Origin of the sequence: Bradyrhizobium sp. USDA 241, assembly GCF_049739505.1 — a bacterium.
GTDB classification, from domain to species: Bacteria; Pseudomonadota; Alphaproteobacteria; order Rhizobiales; family Xanthobacteraceae; genus Bradyrhizobium; species Bradyrhizobium liaoningense.
The window spans coordinates 2,206,138-2,222,255 of record NZ_JBMGPZ010000004.1 but is presented as its reverse complement, the minus strand read 5'-3'; the positions used below and the strand labels follow the sequence as shown (position 1 = coordinate 2,222,255).

The 16,118-nt window shown below is 63.2% G+C and carries 9 protein-coding genes and 3 pseudogenes; 4 read left to right on the top strand and 8 right to left on the bottom strand.

The window, feature by feature from the left end; all coding sequences use genetic code 11:
• Positions 1–70 precede the first annotated feature (70 nt).
• From ABIF91_RS20295 to ABIF91_RS20285, 3 genes and pseudogenes are all read right to left on the bottom strand, one after another.
• Positions 71–2,302: a CHASE2 domain-containing protein gene (locus ABIF91_RS20295; protein ID WP_424579331.1), complete on the bottom strand. Its 2,232-nt coding sequence runs from the start codon at positions 2,300–2,302 to the stop codon at positions 71–73.
• Between the two features lie 79 nt (positions 2,303–2,381).
• The gene (locus ABIF91_RS20290; RefSeq protein ID WP_424579378.1) at positions 2,382–4,364 is read right to left on the bottom strand and encodes a VCBS domain-containing protein; all 1,983 of its coding nucleotides are present in this window, start codon (positions 4,362–4,364) and stop codon (positions 2,382–2,384) included.
• Between the two features lie 240 nt (positions 4,365–4,604).
• Positions 4,605–6,653 (bottom strand): annotated as a pseudogene (locus ABIF91_RS20285) (FecR family protein); the annotation flags it as partial.
• Positions 6,654–7,131: 478 nt separating this feature from the next.
• On the opposite strand from ABIF91_RS20285, the gene ABIF91_RS20280 reads away from it, so the two are divergent.
• The 3 genes and pseudogenes from ABIF91_RS20280 to istA all read left to right on the top strand — a co-directional run.
• Positions 7,132–8,475 carry an IS1380 family transposase gene (locus ABIF91_RS20280; RefSeq protein ID WP_424578735.1) on the top strand — a complete coding sequence of 448 codons (1,344 nt, stop codon included), beginning with the start codon at positions 7,132–7,134 and terminating at the stop codon, positions 8,473–8,475.
• 290 nt (positions 8,476–8,765) lie between these two features.
• On the top strand, positions 8,766–9,332 hold the full coding sequence (locus tag ABIF91_RS20275; protein WP_424579330.1) for a hypothetical protein: 567 nt from the start codon (positions 8,766–8,768) through the stop codon (positions 9,330–9,332).
• Positions 9,333–9,351: 19 nt separating this feature from the next.
• Positions 9,352–10,554: pseudogene (gene istA, locus ABIF91_RS20270) on the top strand (IS21-like element IS1631 family transposase); the annotation flags it as partial.
• A 47-nt stretch (positions 10,555–10,601) separates the two neighbouring features.
• Here istA and ABIF91_RS20265 read toward each other — a convergent pair.
• Genes ABIF91_RS20265 through tnpA form a run of 4 tightly spaced genes read right to left on the bottom strand, consistent with a single transcriptional unit; the run spans position 10,602 to position 13,625 of the window.
• Positions 10,602–11,252, bottom strand: coding sequence for a UPF0149 family protein (locus ABIF91_RS20265; RefSeq protein WP_063712394.1), 651 nt, complete (start codon positions 11,250–11,252; stop codon positions 10,602–10,604).
• Positions 11,249–12,799 carry an IS66 family transposase gene (tnpC, locus tag ABIF91_RS20260; RefSeq protein ID WP_035681142.1) on the bottom strand — a complete coding sequence of 517 codons (1,551 nt, stop codon included), beginning with the start codon at positions 12,797–12,799 and terminating at the stop codon, positions 11,249–11,251. Before tnpC ends, ABIF91_RS20265 begins: the two co-directional genes overlap by 4 nt.
• Before the next feature lie 50 nt (positions 12,800–12,849).
• On the bottom strand, positions 12,850–13,206 hold the full coding sequence (gene tnpB, locus ABIF91_RS20255; RefSeq protein ID WP_018273742.1) for an IS66 family insertion sequence element accessory protein TnpB: 357 nt from the start codon (positions 13,204–13,206) through the stop codon (positions 12,850–12,852).
• Positions 13,203–13,625: an IS66-like element accessory protein TnpA gene (gene tnpA / locus ABIF91_RS20250; protein ID WP_424578819.1), complete on the bottom strand. Its 423-nt coding sequence runs from the start codon at positions 13,623–13,625 to the stop codon at positions 13,203–13,205. Before tnpA ends, tnpB begins: the two co-directional genes overlap by 4 nt.
• A gap of 89 nt (positions 13,626–13,714) precedes the next feature.
• On the opposite strand from tnpA, the pseudogene ABIF91_RS20245 reads away from it, so the two are divergent.
• Positions 13,715–14,278 (top strand): annotated as a pseudogene (locus tag ABIF91_RS20245) (IS21 family transposase); the annotation flags it as partial.
• 166 nt (positions 14,279–14,444) lie between these two features.
• On the opposite strand, the gene ABIF91_RS20240 reads toward ABIF91_RS20245, so the two are convergent.
• Positions 14,445–15,788, bottom strand: a complete 1,344-nt coding sequence (locus ABIF91_RS20240) for an IS1380-like element ISBdi2 family transposase (RefSeq protein ID WP_208086440.1) — start codon at positions 15,786–15,788, stop codon at positions 14,445–14,447.
• Positions 15,789–16,118: the final 330 nt, after the last annotated feature.

Below are 16,118 nucleotides of genomic sequence, written 5' to 3'. Positions count from 1 at the left end.
AACCCCGATTCCAGTCAAAAACATCACGCTCTAGGCGCGCTTGTCCGGGACGACAGCAAGTGTGTGCACCCTACTTCGTCAGCAGCGCATACGCGCCGGTCCAGCCCTCCGGCGGTGGATTGAGCTGGAAATCCTTGATCCTCGCCTCGTAGAGCCTGAACAGCTTCTCAAGCGTGTCGGCGTCCTCGCTGCGGCGGCCGCGCTCGATCGCATCCAGTGCGCCCTGCCAGTTGCGGCTGCGGTAGCAGCCGAGCATCTCGATGGTGATGTTGCGCAGGCGCTGGAATGCGCCCGAATGCATCACGTCCTCGCGGCCCGCGATGGCATAGATGACTTCCGGTTCGGTCTTGCCCTTGACCATGATGAAGTCGAGCTCGAGGATCGCGAACTTCTCCTTGGCCGCGAGCGCGGTCCTGGATCCCACGATGATCGGGAAGCCGTATTCCTTGGTCTGCCCTTCCAGCCGCGAGGCCAGGTTCACGCTGTCGCCAAGCACCGAATAGTTCTTCTTCAGGTCGGAGCCCATGTTGCCGACCACGCCGATACCGGTGTTGAGACCGATGCCGACATTGAGCGGGATGTAGACGTGGCCGCCTTCGGCCGCTTCCTGCTCGCGCTCCTTGTTCACCACGTCGATCTGCTCCAGCATCTGGATCGCCGCCTCGCAGGCATTGACCTCGTGCTCGGCATCGTCGAGCGGCGCGTTCCAGAACGCCATGATGGCGTCGCCCATGTATTTGTCGATGTAGCCCTTGCGCTCGATGATCACGTCGGTCAGCGGTGTCAGGAAGCGGTTCATCAGCGCGATCAGCCCTTGCGGATCGTGCTTGTAGCTCTCGGAGATCGTGGTGAAGCCGCGCACGTCGGAGAACATGATCGTCATCTCGCGCTCCTCGCCGCCGAGCACGAGCTTTTCCGGCGACTGCGCCAGCTGCTCGACCAGCACCGGCGACATGTATTGCGCGAACATGCCGCGGATCTGCACGCGCTGGCGCTGCTCGCGCACGAAGCTGGCGAAAATCAGCGTCAGATAGATCGCGGTGGTCGAGAGCAGCGGATAGGTGAAGTCGATGAGGTAGCGGTGCTGACTGTAGAAGAACCAGGACGTGCCGACCAGGATGGCAGCGAAGGCCGCGCCCGCCAGCACGAGGCGGACGGGGCCGAGATTCGGCGTGAAGATGATGACGAGCAGTCCGATGACCAGCGCGGCGATCAATTCGACGCCGAGCGCGTAGCTCGGCTGCGAGATCACCGCGCGGCTCAGTACGCCCTCCAGCACCTGGGCATGGATCTCGACACCCGGCATGGCCCGGGACACCGGCGTGGTCTTGATGTCGTTCAAGCCACCCGCGGAGGTGCCGACCAGCACCAGCTTGCCGGCAAACCTCGCGGGCGGCACCGCATTGTCGAGCACGTCGACCGCGGAGACGTAGATCGACGGATCCCGGCGGGCATAGTGCACCCAGAGCTGGCCGTTCTTGTCGGTCGGAACCTCCAAGCCCTTGAGGCGGATTGCCTTGATGCCCGTCTTGTCGGTACGGACCAGCAAGGTCGGCGTGCCCGTGACGACGCGCAGGATCTCGAGGCTGAGCGAGGGCATGATGTTGCCCTGGGCGAGCATGATCATCGGCACGCGGCGGATCAATCCGTCACGCTCGGTCCGGATCGAGAACAGGCCGCGGCCGGCCGCGGCCCTCTCGATGATCGGCACGTTGCGGAGCAGGCCGGGGAATTCGAACAGGAAGCGCTCGGCCCCGTCCTCCCCCGCCGTGGCCACCCCCGTGAACGGCAGTGACTTGTCGAGTTCGGACAAGACCTCCGGAAGCCCGGTTTCGCCCAGCACGACGCGCGAGCCCTTGATCGCGTCGGCGAGGATCTGATCGTTGCTCGGCAACTCACGTAGCTTGGCGCGGGTCGCGTCGTCGAGATAGCGCATCTGGCTCGCGACCTGATCCGGGTTGAGCCGGTCGGCTTCGGAGAAGACCACGTCGAAGCCGATCGCCACCGCGCCGTTGTTGGTGAGGTTCTGGATTAGATCGGCGATGCGCGTGCGCGGCCAGGGCCACTGGCCGAGCCTGGCGAGGCTCTTCTCGTCGATATCGACGATGACGACCGGCCGCGCCGCCTTCTGGCGCGGATCGATCAATTGAAACATGTCGAAGGTGCGCAGCCGCAATTCTTGGATCGGCGGCGGATCCCAGAGGCGCGCGCCCGCGAACAGGACCAGCAGCGCAAGGCACATCAGCCGCGCAAGGCCGAACTTCCGCGCAAACCACCGCCGCAGGATCTTGAGACGTTTCATGGGGGTTGGATATCACGCTTTGACGGCGAACGGCAGCGCGGATCGGCTTTGCAGACGGTCGCGGCCCATCGCGCAGCGATCAGGCATGGACGATGAAGTCGCTCGCCTGGACCTGGGCGACACCCTTCAGGAGGATGGTGTCCGTCGCATTGATCGTGATCAGGGTGTCAGCTCCTGAGGCCGCCACGTGCTGGGCTATCCATGCCGAGTCGATATCGGTCGCCACAACCGCCGTCAGGTTGATGTGGTCCTGGCCGTGCTCAAAATCGAGGATCGTGTCGTGGTTGGAGTTGGCGGCGAATACGAACTGGTCCTGATAGCCGGTCCCGAACAGCACATCCTTGCCGCTGGTGCTGGCGAGGGTCACCGGGCCCTGTTCGTTCAGGTTGAAGATCAGGTTGACCGTATCGGTCGCGCCGTGACCGTCGGTCACCGTGACCGCCAACTTATCCGTCGCAGTCCCGCTCTGGCTCGGCTCCGTATAGGTCAGCCCCTGGAGTGCTGAATTGACGCTCGCCAGCGTATCGGACGTCGGTTCAGGCTCCACATAAGTGCCCGAATCCGCCGCCACGGTGAGTGCGAAGGTTTCATCGGGAGCAGCGTCGGCGTCGGTGACCGTGATGCCGTGGATGAAGACCTGGACGCCTTCCTGCGATACGCTGATCTGGTTCACGTCGATCACCGGTGCGACGTTCCCGTCGTCCGCGCCGGTCACGTCCACCGTGAGCGTTGCCGTGCCGGTCGCACCATGCGCGTCTTTGGTCTGGACGGTGAATATATCGGTATATGCCCCATCCGAAAGCGCGTTGATGGCCGCTGCGTCGGGAACGTAGCTGTAGCTGCCGTCGGGGTTGACCGTCAGCGAGCCGTACAGTCCTGCAACCGTCGTCACCGCATGGTGATCTGCGTTCAGAACGGCATAGGTCAGCGTCGCCGTCTCGCCGCTGTCGGCATCCGTTCCGGACAAATGGCCAGCGAGATTGGCGAAGGTGTCGGCCGCGGCAGTATCCGTGAGCGGACCAATGTCGAGATCGGCGAGCGTCGGCGCGTCGTTCGTGCCGTTGATCGTGACCGTCACGTCCTGAGAGACCTGGGCGCCATGATCGTCGGTGAAGGTGACGGTGTAGACCTGGGTGATGGTCTGGCCCTGCGCCAGCGACTGCAGCACCGCATCGCTGTTGTCGAGGCTGAAGTGCCAACCCAACGTCGCGCCGTTGCTGGTATCGGTGCTGGATTCGAGTACCGACGGATCGATCGTGAAGCTGCCGATGTTCGCGCCGGCACCGAACCCCGGCAGAGCCGAACTGACGGACGACGACTTGAACACGGCTTCCACCGTGTGGGTATCGATCAGGTCGAGATCCTGGATCGCCAGCGTACCGCAGATCGCCAACGTCGCACTGGCATCCTCGGTCACCGCTCCAGTGGCATCTGCGGCGCTGCTGGTGACGGTCGGCGCGTCGTTGACGCCGTTGATCGTGACGGTCACGTCCTGCGAGACCTCGGCACCGTGATTGTCGATGACCGTGATCGTGTAGACCTGGGTGATGGTCTGACCCTGCGCCAGCGACTGCAGCACCGCATTGCTGTTGTCGAGCGTGAAGTGCCAGCCCAGCGTCGCGCCGTTGTCGGCGTCGGTGTTGGATTCGTACACTGACGGATCAATCGTGAAGCAGCCGAGCGGCGTGCCGTCGTCGAAGCCTGGCAGATGTGCGCTCGACGTCGACGACTTGAACACGGCCTGCGCGGTATGAGTGTCGATCAGGTCGAGATCCTGGATCGCCAGTGTGCCGCAGATCGAGAGTGTCGGGCCCGCGTCCTCGATGACACAGCCCTTCGCCGCGTCTTCATCGCTCGTGATGGTCGGGGCATCGTTGGTCCCCGTGATGGTGACCGTGACGTCTTTGGAGACCGTCCCACCGTGATGGTCGTCAACCGTAATGGTATAAACCTGCGTGACAGTCTGGCCTTCGGCCAGCGACTGCAACACCGGATCGTTATTGTCGATCGTAAGGGTCCAGCCGACTGAACCCCGCGAACTGACGCCGGGACTTTCGCTCACCGCTGTCAGCGCGAACGCGCCGATATGCGTGGTGCCGTTGCTGAAGCCGGGCAGATGCGTGCTCGACGTCGTCGACTTCAGGACGAAGCTTGCGGTATGCGTGTCCGTGAGATCGGGATCGTTGAACGTAATGGTACCGTTGGCCACGAGCGGTGTCGCCGTATCCTCCGTCACCGCGCCGGTCGAGATCGTGTCGTCCTCGATGATCGTCGGTACGTCGTTGGTGCCCTCGACATTGACATCGGCACCATTGATGGAAACCGTGAGCGGCGTGCTGACGATGCCGCCGTGCCCGTCATCGACCTGCACCACGTAATTGAGGATCAGCTTCTCGTCCTCGGCAAGGAAGTCGAAGAGATGGTCCGGAACGCTGTAGGTCCAGGTGGCCGAGCCGTTGTTGCCGTTCCCTGCACCCTGTACCACCGTTAGCGGCACCTTGACGGCTGCGATCGCGGCGAGTTGCTGCGGCGTCAACGTGGCGGTGATGTCGTTGCCTTCGGCATCGACATATTTGAACGGCTGGGTTGACGAGAGCTCAGCGCTCACGATCGGCCGGTCCGTCAGATCTACGTCGGTAAAGGTGACGGTGCCCGTGATAGTGTCCAGGGCCTCGTTGCCGGTCCCGACCTTCTCGATGACGTTTCCGACCGACGTCGCCACGGTCGGCTTGTCGTTCGTCCCCGTGATCGTGATGGTGATCGGGATGAACCTGGACTCGGGGTTCACCACGAAATTGGTGTCGACCCGCACCATGTAGGTCAGCGTCAGGGTTTCGCCGGCCGCGAGGAAGTCGAAGACCTTGTCGGGGATCGTGTAGGTCCAGACCGCCGAGCCGTTGTTCTCGTTGGCGGGGTCGGCAACGACGCTGATCTGGATCTGCGTCGCTGCGATGCCCTGCTTCTGGAGCTCGGTGAGCGAGGCGGTAACGTCCTGCTGGCCGGCGCTCTTGTAGACGTAGTTCGGCGCTTCGGCGAGGCTCACCGACACCGTCGGCCGGTCGCCGAGGTTCTGATCGACGAATCTGATCAGGCCGGTGATGGTATCGGCATGCGTGTCGCCCGTTATGCCCGCGCGCTCAGTCAGCGCGAAGGCCGTCTTTACAATACCGCCGGCGTCGAAGCTTTGCACGATCGGCTGGCCGGGAACACGGGTGGCCTGCTGCGTTGAATTGCTGGGGCCGTCGCGTCCCTGCGGGCTGAGACTGACGAATGTCGCGACTGCGACGGCGCCGGACCCCGACTTGAACGCGAAGTCCAGGCTGATCGGCGTGATCGTGTCGGTGAAGTTCGTGGTCAGCTTGGTGTTGGTGTTGTTGTCGGTGAACTTCAGCGTGAACACGTCCGTGATCAGCTTCTGAATTTCCGGCGACATCAGCGCATTGCCGATCGAGACGTTGCCGCCACTGATCTGGATCATCTGGCCGGCCTGGTTGACCGTCGCGATCGGCAGCAGCGTGATCTTGTCGAACAGGATGTAGGAGCCGGTGGTGCCGTTCGGCTCGACCAGCACCTGGAAGCTCGCCTGCGGCTGCGGATCGCCGCCGCCGGCGGGAACGACGAAGTTGATCTGGGTCAGCACCGCCGTGCCGCGGATGCCCATGGTGGCGACCGGCGTGTCGACCTTCATGTCACCATGCTTGGCGGTCTCGCCCGCGACGAAGGTGATGGTGCCCGCAACCAGGCTGAGCAGCGAGGAGTTGCTCGACCCGTTGGGGTCGTAGACCATCTCGTTCAGCACCATCCGCGCATTGGAGGACAGGCCGAACACGGTGCCGTCGATGAAGGTGATGCCGAGTGTCGAATCGGCGCCGGTCGAGACCACGTCGCCCTTCTCTACATTGTCGCCGTTGTTCAGGATGACCGAGACGCCGTTACGAATCGCGGTCGCACTGCCGGAGAGTTTTGTGACGTGACCGATGACCTGGGCCGCGGCGGCGCCGGGCGCGGCCTGGGCAACCTGGACGTGGCCGGTGAGAGCGTTGACGATGTCGCCGGTGAGGTGGGCGCCGTCGGGCGAGGCGATCGCAGCGCGCTTGTCGCCCCTGAAATAATCGTGAACCACGAACTCCTGCCCTTCGTGGGACAGCACGAGATCGAGGCCGGCTCGCTTGAACTCGCCGTTGAAGATCAGGTTGGGGTCGGGAACAACGAACGCGCCATCAGGCACATGGCCATGTCCCTTTGCGATGAAGGGCTTGGCCGCAAGGGAATCGGCATGGACGTGGCCAGGCGCACCGGAAACCTGGCCGTCCAAGGACGTCGCGGCGTCGAATTTGCCAGCGTAGTTCAACCGGGGCACCGCAAAAGGGTTAAAATTTAAGTAAGTATCAATTGCCTAAGCTTGCTTAGCATTACCAAGTCCTTAGCGAAACCATCTATTGCTTGTGTGATTTCGCGTCACTTGGTCGTAAGAGCCTCCGCAGGCCGGCGCCTTCCCAGAGAAGCTGAAGTAACACTCCAAGCATTCTGAAGTCGAATTGAGGTTAGATGCACGCATTTCCCATCATCCCAAGTCGTTCATTGTAAAATTGGTCGAAGAGATACTTGCGTCATCTTCATTGCATGATGCCCTGCAACATTCTGCGCCAGATGTGGAACTAGATCTGTGACCTAGCTAACAGAACCCGGGAAATAGCGCGCTGTTAGCCCGTCTTATTCGTAAGAGTGCGCCTGAGAGGCTGGCGATCGTGGTGTAAAGCGCTGATGCGGCGTAGGATTCGGTTGCGAAGCCAACGCTATCACCTTCAACCGCGAACGCCACGCCCGCCATGACCGATGATACGATTCCGCCCTTCTCGTTTCCAGCCGTTCACGCCAAGAAAGTCACGGCTGCCTTCGATGGCGGTCGCCTGACCTCGAACGGGGGCGCGATCCTTCTGGCGATGGCCGAGCGGCGTCTCGGCTTGGCCGACAATCTGGCCCGGGTGTTCCCGGATCGGCGCGATCCGACGCGGGTCGTGCACAACCTGGTCGATATGTTCCGCGCTCGCATGTTCGCGATCTGCTGCGGCTACGAGGACGCCGACGACCTCGATCATCTGCGGTCCGATCCGGCATTCAAGCTGGCCTGCGGTCGCCTACCGGACACGGGCCGGGATTTGTGTTCCCAGCCGACGCTGTCGCGGCTGGAGAATGCTCCGCGCCTGCGCGACGTGATCCGACTGACCTACATTTTGGTCGACGCATGGATGGATAGCTACCCGCGCGAGCCGGCATCCGTCACGCTCGACATCGATGATACCTGCGACGTCGTCCACGGCCATCAGCAGCTCTCGCTGTTCAACGCTCATTATGACGAACGCTGCTTCCTGCCGATCCACGTCTACGACACGGAGAAGAGCCGGCCCGTGGCCGTCGTGCTGCGGCCCGGCAAGACGCCGGGCGGCGTCGAGGTGCGTGCCCATCTGCGCCGCCTGGTACGGCATATCCGGACGCGATGGCACAACACGCAAATTACGTTCCGTGGCGACGGGCACTATGCCCGGCCGGAGGCAATGGCGTGGTGCGAGACCAACGGCATCGACTACATCTTCGGTCTGTCCGGCACCAAGCCTCTCGCCAGAAAAGTCGACGAGGTCGCCGACGACATCCGCACGCGACGCGCCATCGAGAACCTGCCGGTTCTGCGTGGCTATACCGAGACGCGCCACAAGGCAAAGTCCTGGGATCGCGAACGGCGCACTGTCGCCCGTATTGAGGCGACGATGCTCGGCCTCGACATCCGCTTCGTCGTCACCAGCCTCGATGTCGGCTCGGCCGAGTGGATCTACGACAGCCTGTATTGCGCGCGCGGCCAAGCCGAGAATCTGATCAAGCTGCATAAGACGCAGCTCGCCTCCGATCGCACCAGCTGCCGTTCGGCGCTCGCCAACCAGGTCCGTCTCGTGCTCCATACGGCCGCTTATTGGCTGATGCTGACCGTGCGCGACGCCATTCCCAAAGCCCGGGAATTGGCCGCTGCCGAGTTCGCGACGCTGCGTCTTCGGCTCTTGAAAATCGCCGCCCGTGTCGTCGAGACCACGAGCCGCATTCGCCTTGCGTTTGCCGCGGCATGTCCCGAAGCCGACCTGATCTGCGGCTTGCCCGGCGCGCTGCTGCCGCTCGGTCCTTGACCGGCGGGGCGTCCGCCCCCGTTCGCCCAACCCATCCCTCAAGCGCGTTGCAAAGTACCGGTCGTCAGGCGGCGAAAAGCCGAAGGCAATCCTGTGCGCCTCGTCAGACAAGATGTGCGGCCGCATCAATCGGGCCCAAAAGCCGCACTCTCACGAATAGGACGGGCTAGTCCAAGATGCGGAGTTTTCGCTTAGCCTTTCGAATCGTTTTCGGCCGAAAGCCAGCCGCGAATTTGGGCAAGATCAGCAGTCTAGTCGCGGGGGACGGGCAAAGACACCATGGCCGGAATATGGCCCGTGAACCCATTCGTTTTGCCCGCATCGACTTTCGGAATGACGACCGCGTCTTCGGGATCAAAACGGAAGACCGGTTCTTGCACATGTACATCATCGGCAAAACTGGCACCGGTAAGTCGAGTCTGATCGAGACTATGGCGCTGCAGGATGCCAAGCGGGGGAATGGCTTCACTCTCATTGATCCGCACGGTGACCTAGTCGCTCGGGTTGCTTCACGCATTCCGGCATCGCAGCGGGATAGAGTCATCTATCTGGACGCGACTGATCCAGCCCAGCCATACGGGTACAACCCCCTTCGTCACGTCAGCGATGATCGTATCGCCCTCGCCGCTTCGGGCATGATGGATGTCTTTAAGAAGATGTGGCCCGACGCGTGGGGGGTGCGCATGGAGCACATTCTGCGCAACGTGCTTATGGCCCTTTTGGAGCAGCCCGACGCGACGCTCCACGACGTGCTGCGTATCTTCTCGGACCCCGTGGGTCGGTCAAAATCCCCCGGGTATGGTCACTTGAAACTCCCCCACCTGATGATCGCCGTCAGCGCCGCTGAACAGCAGTAGCCGGTCAGGCAGGACGTTTATGTTCGACCCCTTTAGCCAGCAAGGGGCCGGGGAGTTGAACGTCTTGAAGCGACATCTGCAAAGCACCGTACTTACATTACTTGATCGCAACACCAGCCAGCGCGAGATTCACCGGCTGACGGGTGTCGATCGCAAGACGATCCGGCGTTATCAGGCGCTGCGGGCCGGTGCGGAGGCAAATTCCCCCGGGGAAGTGACCACCGGCTCGGTGAGCGCGGACGGCCAAATTCCTCCACCCCGACCACCGGCTTTTGGGACATCGGAAGCGACGGTCACCAGCAGCCTGGCCCGTTCGGCTTGCGAAGCGCATCGGACGTGGATCGAAGAACAGGTCCGGCTGAAGCGGAACGCGCAGGCGATTTACCAGGACCTGGTTGATCAATTTGGCTTTCCGTCCAGCTACCAGAGTGTCAAGCGGTTTGTGCGCCGGTTGCGGCACGCTGATCCTGAGCAGTTTGATCGTCTTGAGTTCCTCCCCGGCGAGGAAGCTCAGGTCGACTATGGCGAGGGCGCGCCGACGGTTGATCCGAAGAGCGGGCGGTACCGTCGTCCCCGCCTGTTCGTGATGACGCTACGCTACTCGCGGCGCAGCTTCCGGCGGGTAGTCTGGAAGTCCAGCCAACAAGTCTGGGCGCAGCTCCACGAAGAGGCGTTCCGGTATTTTGGCGGGGTCCCCAGCTATGTCGTGCTCGACAACCTGAAGGAAGGCGTCCTCAAGCCGGATTTGTACGAGCCCCAGCTCAACCCGATTTACAGCGCGATGCTGGCTCATTACGCCGTGGTCGCCGATCCCGCGCGCGTGGCCGATCCAAATCGGAAAGGATGCGTCGAGAATGCGATTCAACATACCCAGGGCACTGCGCTGGCCGGACGGCGCTTCGAGACGCTGGAGGCGCAAAACGAGTTCTTGAGGCACTGGGAGGAGAACTGGGCTTCCAAACGCATCCACGGCAGCACGCGCCGTCAGGTCGAGGCGATGTTCCAGGAAGAGAAGCCGCACCTGCGGCCGCTGCCTGTCGCTCCCTTCCGCATCTTCACCGAAGTCGTCCGGACTGTCTGCGACGACACCACCGTACGCGTCGACAACAGCTATTACGCCGCGCGGCCCGCGCCGATCGGCAGCCAGGTCGTCGTGCGCATCTACACCACCACGATCGAGATCCGTGATCGCCACACCCGTGCGCTGCTGCGTGTTCATTCGTAAACGGTACGAGAGGCCCACGGAGCCACGGACTTGGTGCGGACGGCCTACGCACCGCGCTTGAAGCGTATAGGCATCCAGAACTGCCGGAGGGCCTCGACGGTTGCTGGAATGTTGCGCCAGGCGTTTTGGATGATGGGCTGCGTTCCCAGCGTGCGCCGGGCCGGGGGTAGCAAGGGTCGACCGGCGTCGTCGATGCAATGGACCAAGATCGGCCGCAGCATAAGGTGTTCGGTTCCATTCGGGGGGAGAAGCCGCGACCAGACGAGAAGCCGAAGCTTCATGACGGCGTAGAAGCCCATGCACCAGGGCTGCGGGTCGACTTCGCCGTCCGGTGATCGCACGAACAGCGGCTCGAAGCTCTCCGGTCTCGTCGACAGCGTCTCGCTGATAGCGTTGTGGCGCATCAGCGTGGCGGCGATTGCCGAGAACTCCTCGGTGTCGTGATTGAAGGCGTCGGGATCTACGCCGAGGAGCGGGCACACCCATTCCTCGGACGCCATCGAGACCGGCCCGGCGACGACCGCGGCCACCGCGCCATCGAGCATGGAGAGCGACGTCGCCCGCGGATGCCGAAGCGTCGGCGACCTGGCGCGCTTGCTGATCCATTGCCCGAGCCGTTCGAACGACATGGCATAGTCCGCCATCGTCGTCTTGCGTGCTTTTCGCGTTCCCCGCCCTTGCTTCGGCTTCGTCATGCCACGGCCCGCTTTTCGGCTTCGCGTGCGGCCTTCCAGTTCCAGGCCAGAAGTTCGTGAAGCTGGTTGGTCTTCGTGGCGCCGCTCACCATGCGATCGAGAACGTCGACGAGATACGCCTCGGGGTCGAGGCCATTCAATTTCGCTGTGTTAAGAAGCGAAGCGAGTATCGCCCAGGTCTCGCCCCCGCCTTCGTCACCACTGAACAACGAGTTCTTTTTTCCGATCGCAATTGGCCTGATCGATCGTTCGACCGTGTTGGTGTCCGGCTCGAGCCGCCCGTCATCCAGGAACGTCGTCAGGCCCTGCCAGCGTTCGAGCATGTAGTCGATCGCCTTGATGAGCGTCGAGCGGCGGGAGATCCCGTCCTTCACCGCGATCAGACGGGCCCTCAACGCCTCCATCAGCGGCTTCGTCTCGGCCTGTCGCGTCGCGCGGCGTTCCCCAGCATCGAGACCGCGGATCCTCTCCTCGATCGCGTAGACGGCCGCAATGCGCTCGATGACCTCCGCGGCGAAGGGTGAGTTCGTCGTCTTGTGCACCCTCACGAAGTTGCGGCGCGCGTGAACGAGACAATACGCCAGCTGGATCTGGCCCGACATCATCGCATCGCCCGCCAGCGAGGCGTAGGCGGCATAGCCGTCGACTTGCAGCACGCCTTCGAAGCCGGCTAACTGCGCCACGATCTCCTTTTTGCCGCGACCACCTGCGAACACGTAGGCGACCGCCGGCGGCGCCGGCCCCTTCCACGCCCGATCGTCCGTCGCGTGCGCCCAGAACTGGCAGATCCTCGTGCGGCCGCGTCCCGGATCGAGCACTGGCATCGGCGTCTCGTCGCAGAACAGCCGCTCGAAGCCGTGCATAGTCTTCAGTTGCAGATCGTAGAGGCCCCTGACCAGCCACGCCGCGCTCCCCATCCAGCGCGCCAGCGTCTGACGGTCGACGACGACACCCTGACCCGCCAGGATCTGCGTCTGGCGATAGAGCGTCGATTGCCAGGCATATTTGGCCGCGGCGATATGCGCGATCAGCGCCGTCGTTGCCATGCCGCCCTCGACGAGCCGCGCCGGTGCCGGGGCCTGGACAATCGGGCCCTCACAGGAGCGGCAGGCGTATTTTGGACGGATCGTGCGGAGCACGCGCAGCCACGCGGGAACCCGATCGAGCGCTTCGCTGCTCTCCTCGCCGATCCGATGCATCTGACCCGTGCAGCACGGGCACAGCGTGGACGCCGGCTCGATCACCCGCTCGACCCGAGGCAGATGCGCCGGCAGCGCGCCGATGTTGCGCTTCGCTTTGCGCCGCTCCGGCCGCGGCGCGTCCGGTTTGTCGTCATTGGCCGGGAGCTGTGAGCCGGCGGTCCGTTCCAGATCAAACGCGATCTGTTCGGCGCAGACGATCGCCGCGCGCTCCGATCGTGCGCCGAAGATCAGGCTCTTCAACGTGGCGATCTCTGCGCGCAGATCATCGTTCTCGCCTTCGAAAGCCAGCACCATCTCGGCAAGAGCCGCAGGGTCAGAGGGGAGATCTTCGGGGCGAAGCGCCATATCGCAGAGCTACACGAACGCACTCGCAATCGCCAGCAAAACAAGACGCTTCAGGCAACCTTCGTCGGCCGCTTCGTCACCTTCGGGACCACACGCGACCACTCCGCAAGACCTTCAATCAGCATCGCCAGTTGCGCCCCCGTCACCGGCATCGTACCCTCGCGAACAGGTGGCCAGGCAAAGCCCCCATTCTCCAGCCACTTCGTCGCTAGAACCATTCCCGAGCCGTCAAAAACCAGTAGCTTCAAACGATCCGATCGCTTCGATCGGAAGACATAAACGTCACCGCTGTAGGGCTTGCCGCCTAATCCCTCCGCTACCAGCGCGACAAGGCCATGAACGCCTTTACGAAAGTCAATCGGCTGCGTCGCGACGAACACACGGACCATTGGACCGAAAGAGATCATCGCGTCGATCTCACCGCCGCCAGCACGCGCTCCAGCGTCGCGGCGTCGACGCCGACGGGCACGCGCACCGTCGCGCCCGCGATCATCACCTCGATCCGCTCGGCCGGATCCGTCAGAACATGCGCCTTATCGATCGCGTTCGGCTGCGCCTCGACGGCGGCCTGGAGCCTGACTTGCACGAACTGCGGCGCTTCGCTCGACGCGAGCCGCGCCTGGCGCCGCCACACACTGAGCAGTCCCCGGTTCACCCCGTTGCGTCGAGCCACCTCGGAAATGCTCGTCTCCGGATCGGCACTCTCGGCCACGATCCGCGCCTTCTCCGCATCGCTCCAACTGCGCCGTCGCCTCTCCCCTGTGATCACCTCGATCCGCTGATAGGAGGCGGCATCATGCCCGTCTTGATGTCTGTCTTGATGCATGGAACGAGCGTCCCTCGCGTTGTCAAATCCACGCGCGAGTCTCGCTCATCCCGTCCACCTAAACGAGGTGGGGTCGTCGTACCGCTATCGTTCATTCCCGGATGGCGCACCCCGGTTCTGTCGTCCTGCCGACCAGCGAACGGCCGTTCAACCCGTCGCGGCAAACCGCCGTGCTGCTGGCGAGCGCCGAGCGCATCGGACCGCAGACCAGGGCCTTGTGCCAGCAGGTGTTCGACACCGAAGGGCGCCCCGGACAGCGCGCGATGTGGGGCATTGTCGGGCTGGGCCGGAAGTATCCGGCGCGGCTGGTCGAGCAGGCCTGCGCGCACGCCATCGACAACCGCATCTACCGCTACAAGCACGTGCGTGCGACCGTCGAGCGGTTGTTCGAACAGGCGATCGAGCAGGTTGGAGTGACGCCACAGCCGGCATCGCCGCTCACCCAGGATCATCCGCTGATCCGTACCCCCGCGGAATACGGCGACCTCTTCAGCCGCGCTGTGCGGCGCGACGCCGACGACAATGGTCGGCAGGCCGAGGCTCACGACGATCACGCCACGGCAATCCGCGCTCGTGTCCCCTGCGCAACCCCGGCCAACTCCGGCGCCACGAGCGCTCCCGCTGCACCTTCTCACCTTAAACTGGAGACCTAGCCCGTCCTATTCGTGAGAGTGCGGCTTTTGGGCCCGATTGATGCGGCCGCACATCTTGTCTGACGAGGCGCACAGGATTGCCTTCGGCTTTTCGCCGCCTGACGACCGGTACTTTGCAACGCGCTTGAGGGATGGGTTGGGCGAACGGGGGCGGACGCCCCGCCGGTCAAGGACCGAGCGGCAGCAGCGCGCCGGGCAAGCCGCAGATCAGGTCGGCTTCGGGACATGCCGCGGCAAACGCAAGGCGAATGCGGCTCGTGGTCTCGACGACACGGGCGGCGATTTTCAAGAGCCGAAGACGCAGCGTCGCGAACTCGGCAGCGGCCAATTCCCGGGCTTTGGGAATGGCGTCGCGCACGGTCAGCATCAGCCAATAAGCGGCCGTATGGAGCACGAGACGGACCTGGTTGGCGAGCGCCGAACGGCAGCTGGTGCGATCGGAGGCGAGCTGCGTCTTATGCAGCTTGATCAGATTCTCGGCTTGGCCGCGCGCGCAATACAGGCTGTCGTAGATCCACTCGGCCGAGCCGACATCGAGGCTGGTGACGACGAAGCGGATGTCGAGGCCGAGCATCGTCGCCTCAATACGGGCGACAGTGCGCCGTTCGCGATCCCAGGACTTTGCCTTGTGGCGCGTCTCGGTATAGCCACGCAGAACCGGCAGGTTCTCGATGGCGCGTCGCGTGCGGATGTCGTCGGCGACCTCGTCGACTTTTCTGGCGAGAGGCTTGGTGCCGGACAGACCGAAGATGTAGTCGATGCCGTTGGTCTCGCACCACGCCATTGCCTCCGGCCGGGCATAGTGCCCGTCGCCACGGAACGTAATTTGCGTGTTGTGCCATCGCGTCCGGATATGCCGTACCAGGCGGCGCAGATGGGCACGCACCTCGACGCCGCCCGGCGTCTTGCCGGGCCGCAGCACGACGGCCACGGGCCGGCTCTTCTCCGTGTCGTAGACGTGGATCGGCAGGAAGCAGCGTTCGTCATAATGAGCGTTGAACAGCGAGAGCTGCTGATGGCCGTGGACGACGTCGCAGGTATCATCGATGTCGAGCGTGACGGATGCCGGCTCGCGCGGGTAGCTATCCATCCATGCGTCGACCAAAGTGTAGGTCAGCCGGATCACGTCGCGCAGGCGCGGAGCATTCTCCAGCCGCGACAGCGTCGGCTGGGAACACAAATCCCGGCCCGTGTCCGGTAGGCGACCGCAGGCCAGCTTGAATGCCGGATCGGACCTCAGATGATCGAGGTCGTCGGCGTCCTCGTAGCCGCAGCAGATCGCGAACATGCGAGCGCGGAACATATCGACCAGGCTGTGCACGACCCGCGTCGGATCGCGCCGATCCGGGAACACCCGGGCCAGATTGTTGGCCAAACCGAGACGCCGCTCGGCCATCGCCAGAAGCATCACGCCCCCGTTCGAGGTTAGGCGCCCACCATCGAAGGCAGCTGTGACTTTCTTGGCGTGAACGGCTGGAAACGAGAAGGGCGGAATCGTATCGTCGGTCATGGCGGGCGTGGCGTTCGCGGTTGGAGGTGATGGGGTTGGCTTCGCAACCGAATCCTACGCCGCATCAGCGCTTTACCCCTCAGGCGCACTCTTACGAATAAGACGGGTTAAGTTGAAGAAAGATTGAGTGACTCCCGATCATTTCTGTGCCGAAACGTGGAGTCGCGGTCGTGCCGCGTCCAAAGAAACCGGCGCGAGCGGCCTATTAGACGCGGTAGGTGCTCAGCCTCCGAAACGAGACTATCAAGCATGAAGAGATCGAGCGCGAGGCAGAGGTTTTATTTGTGTTGAATTCTTGCTTCTCGATAGTGGTCTGAAATCGTATCATCG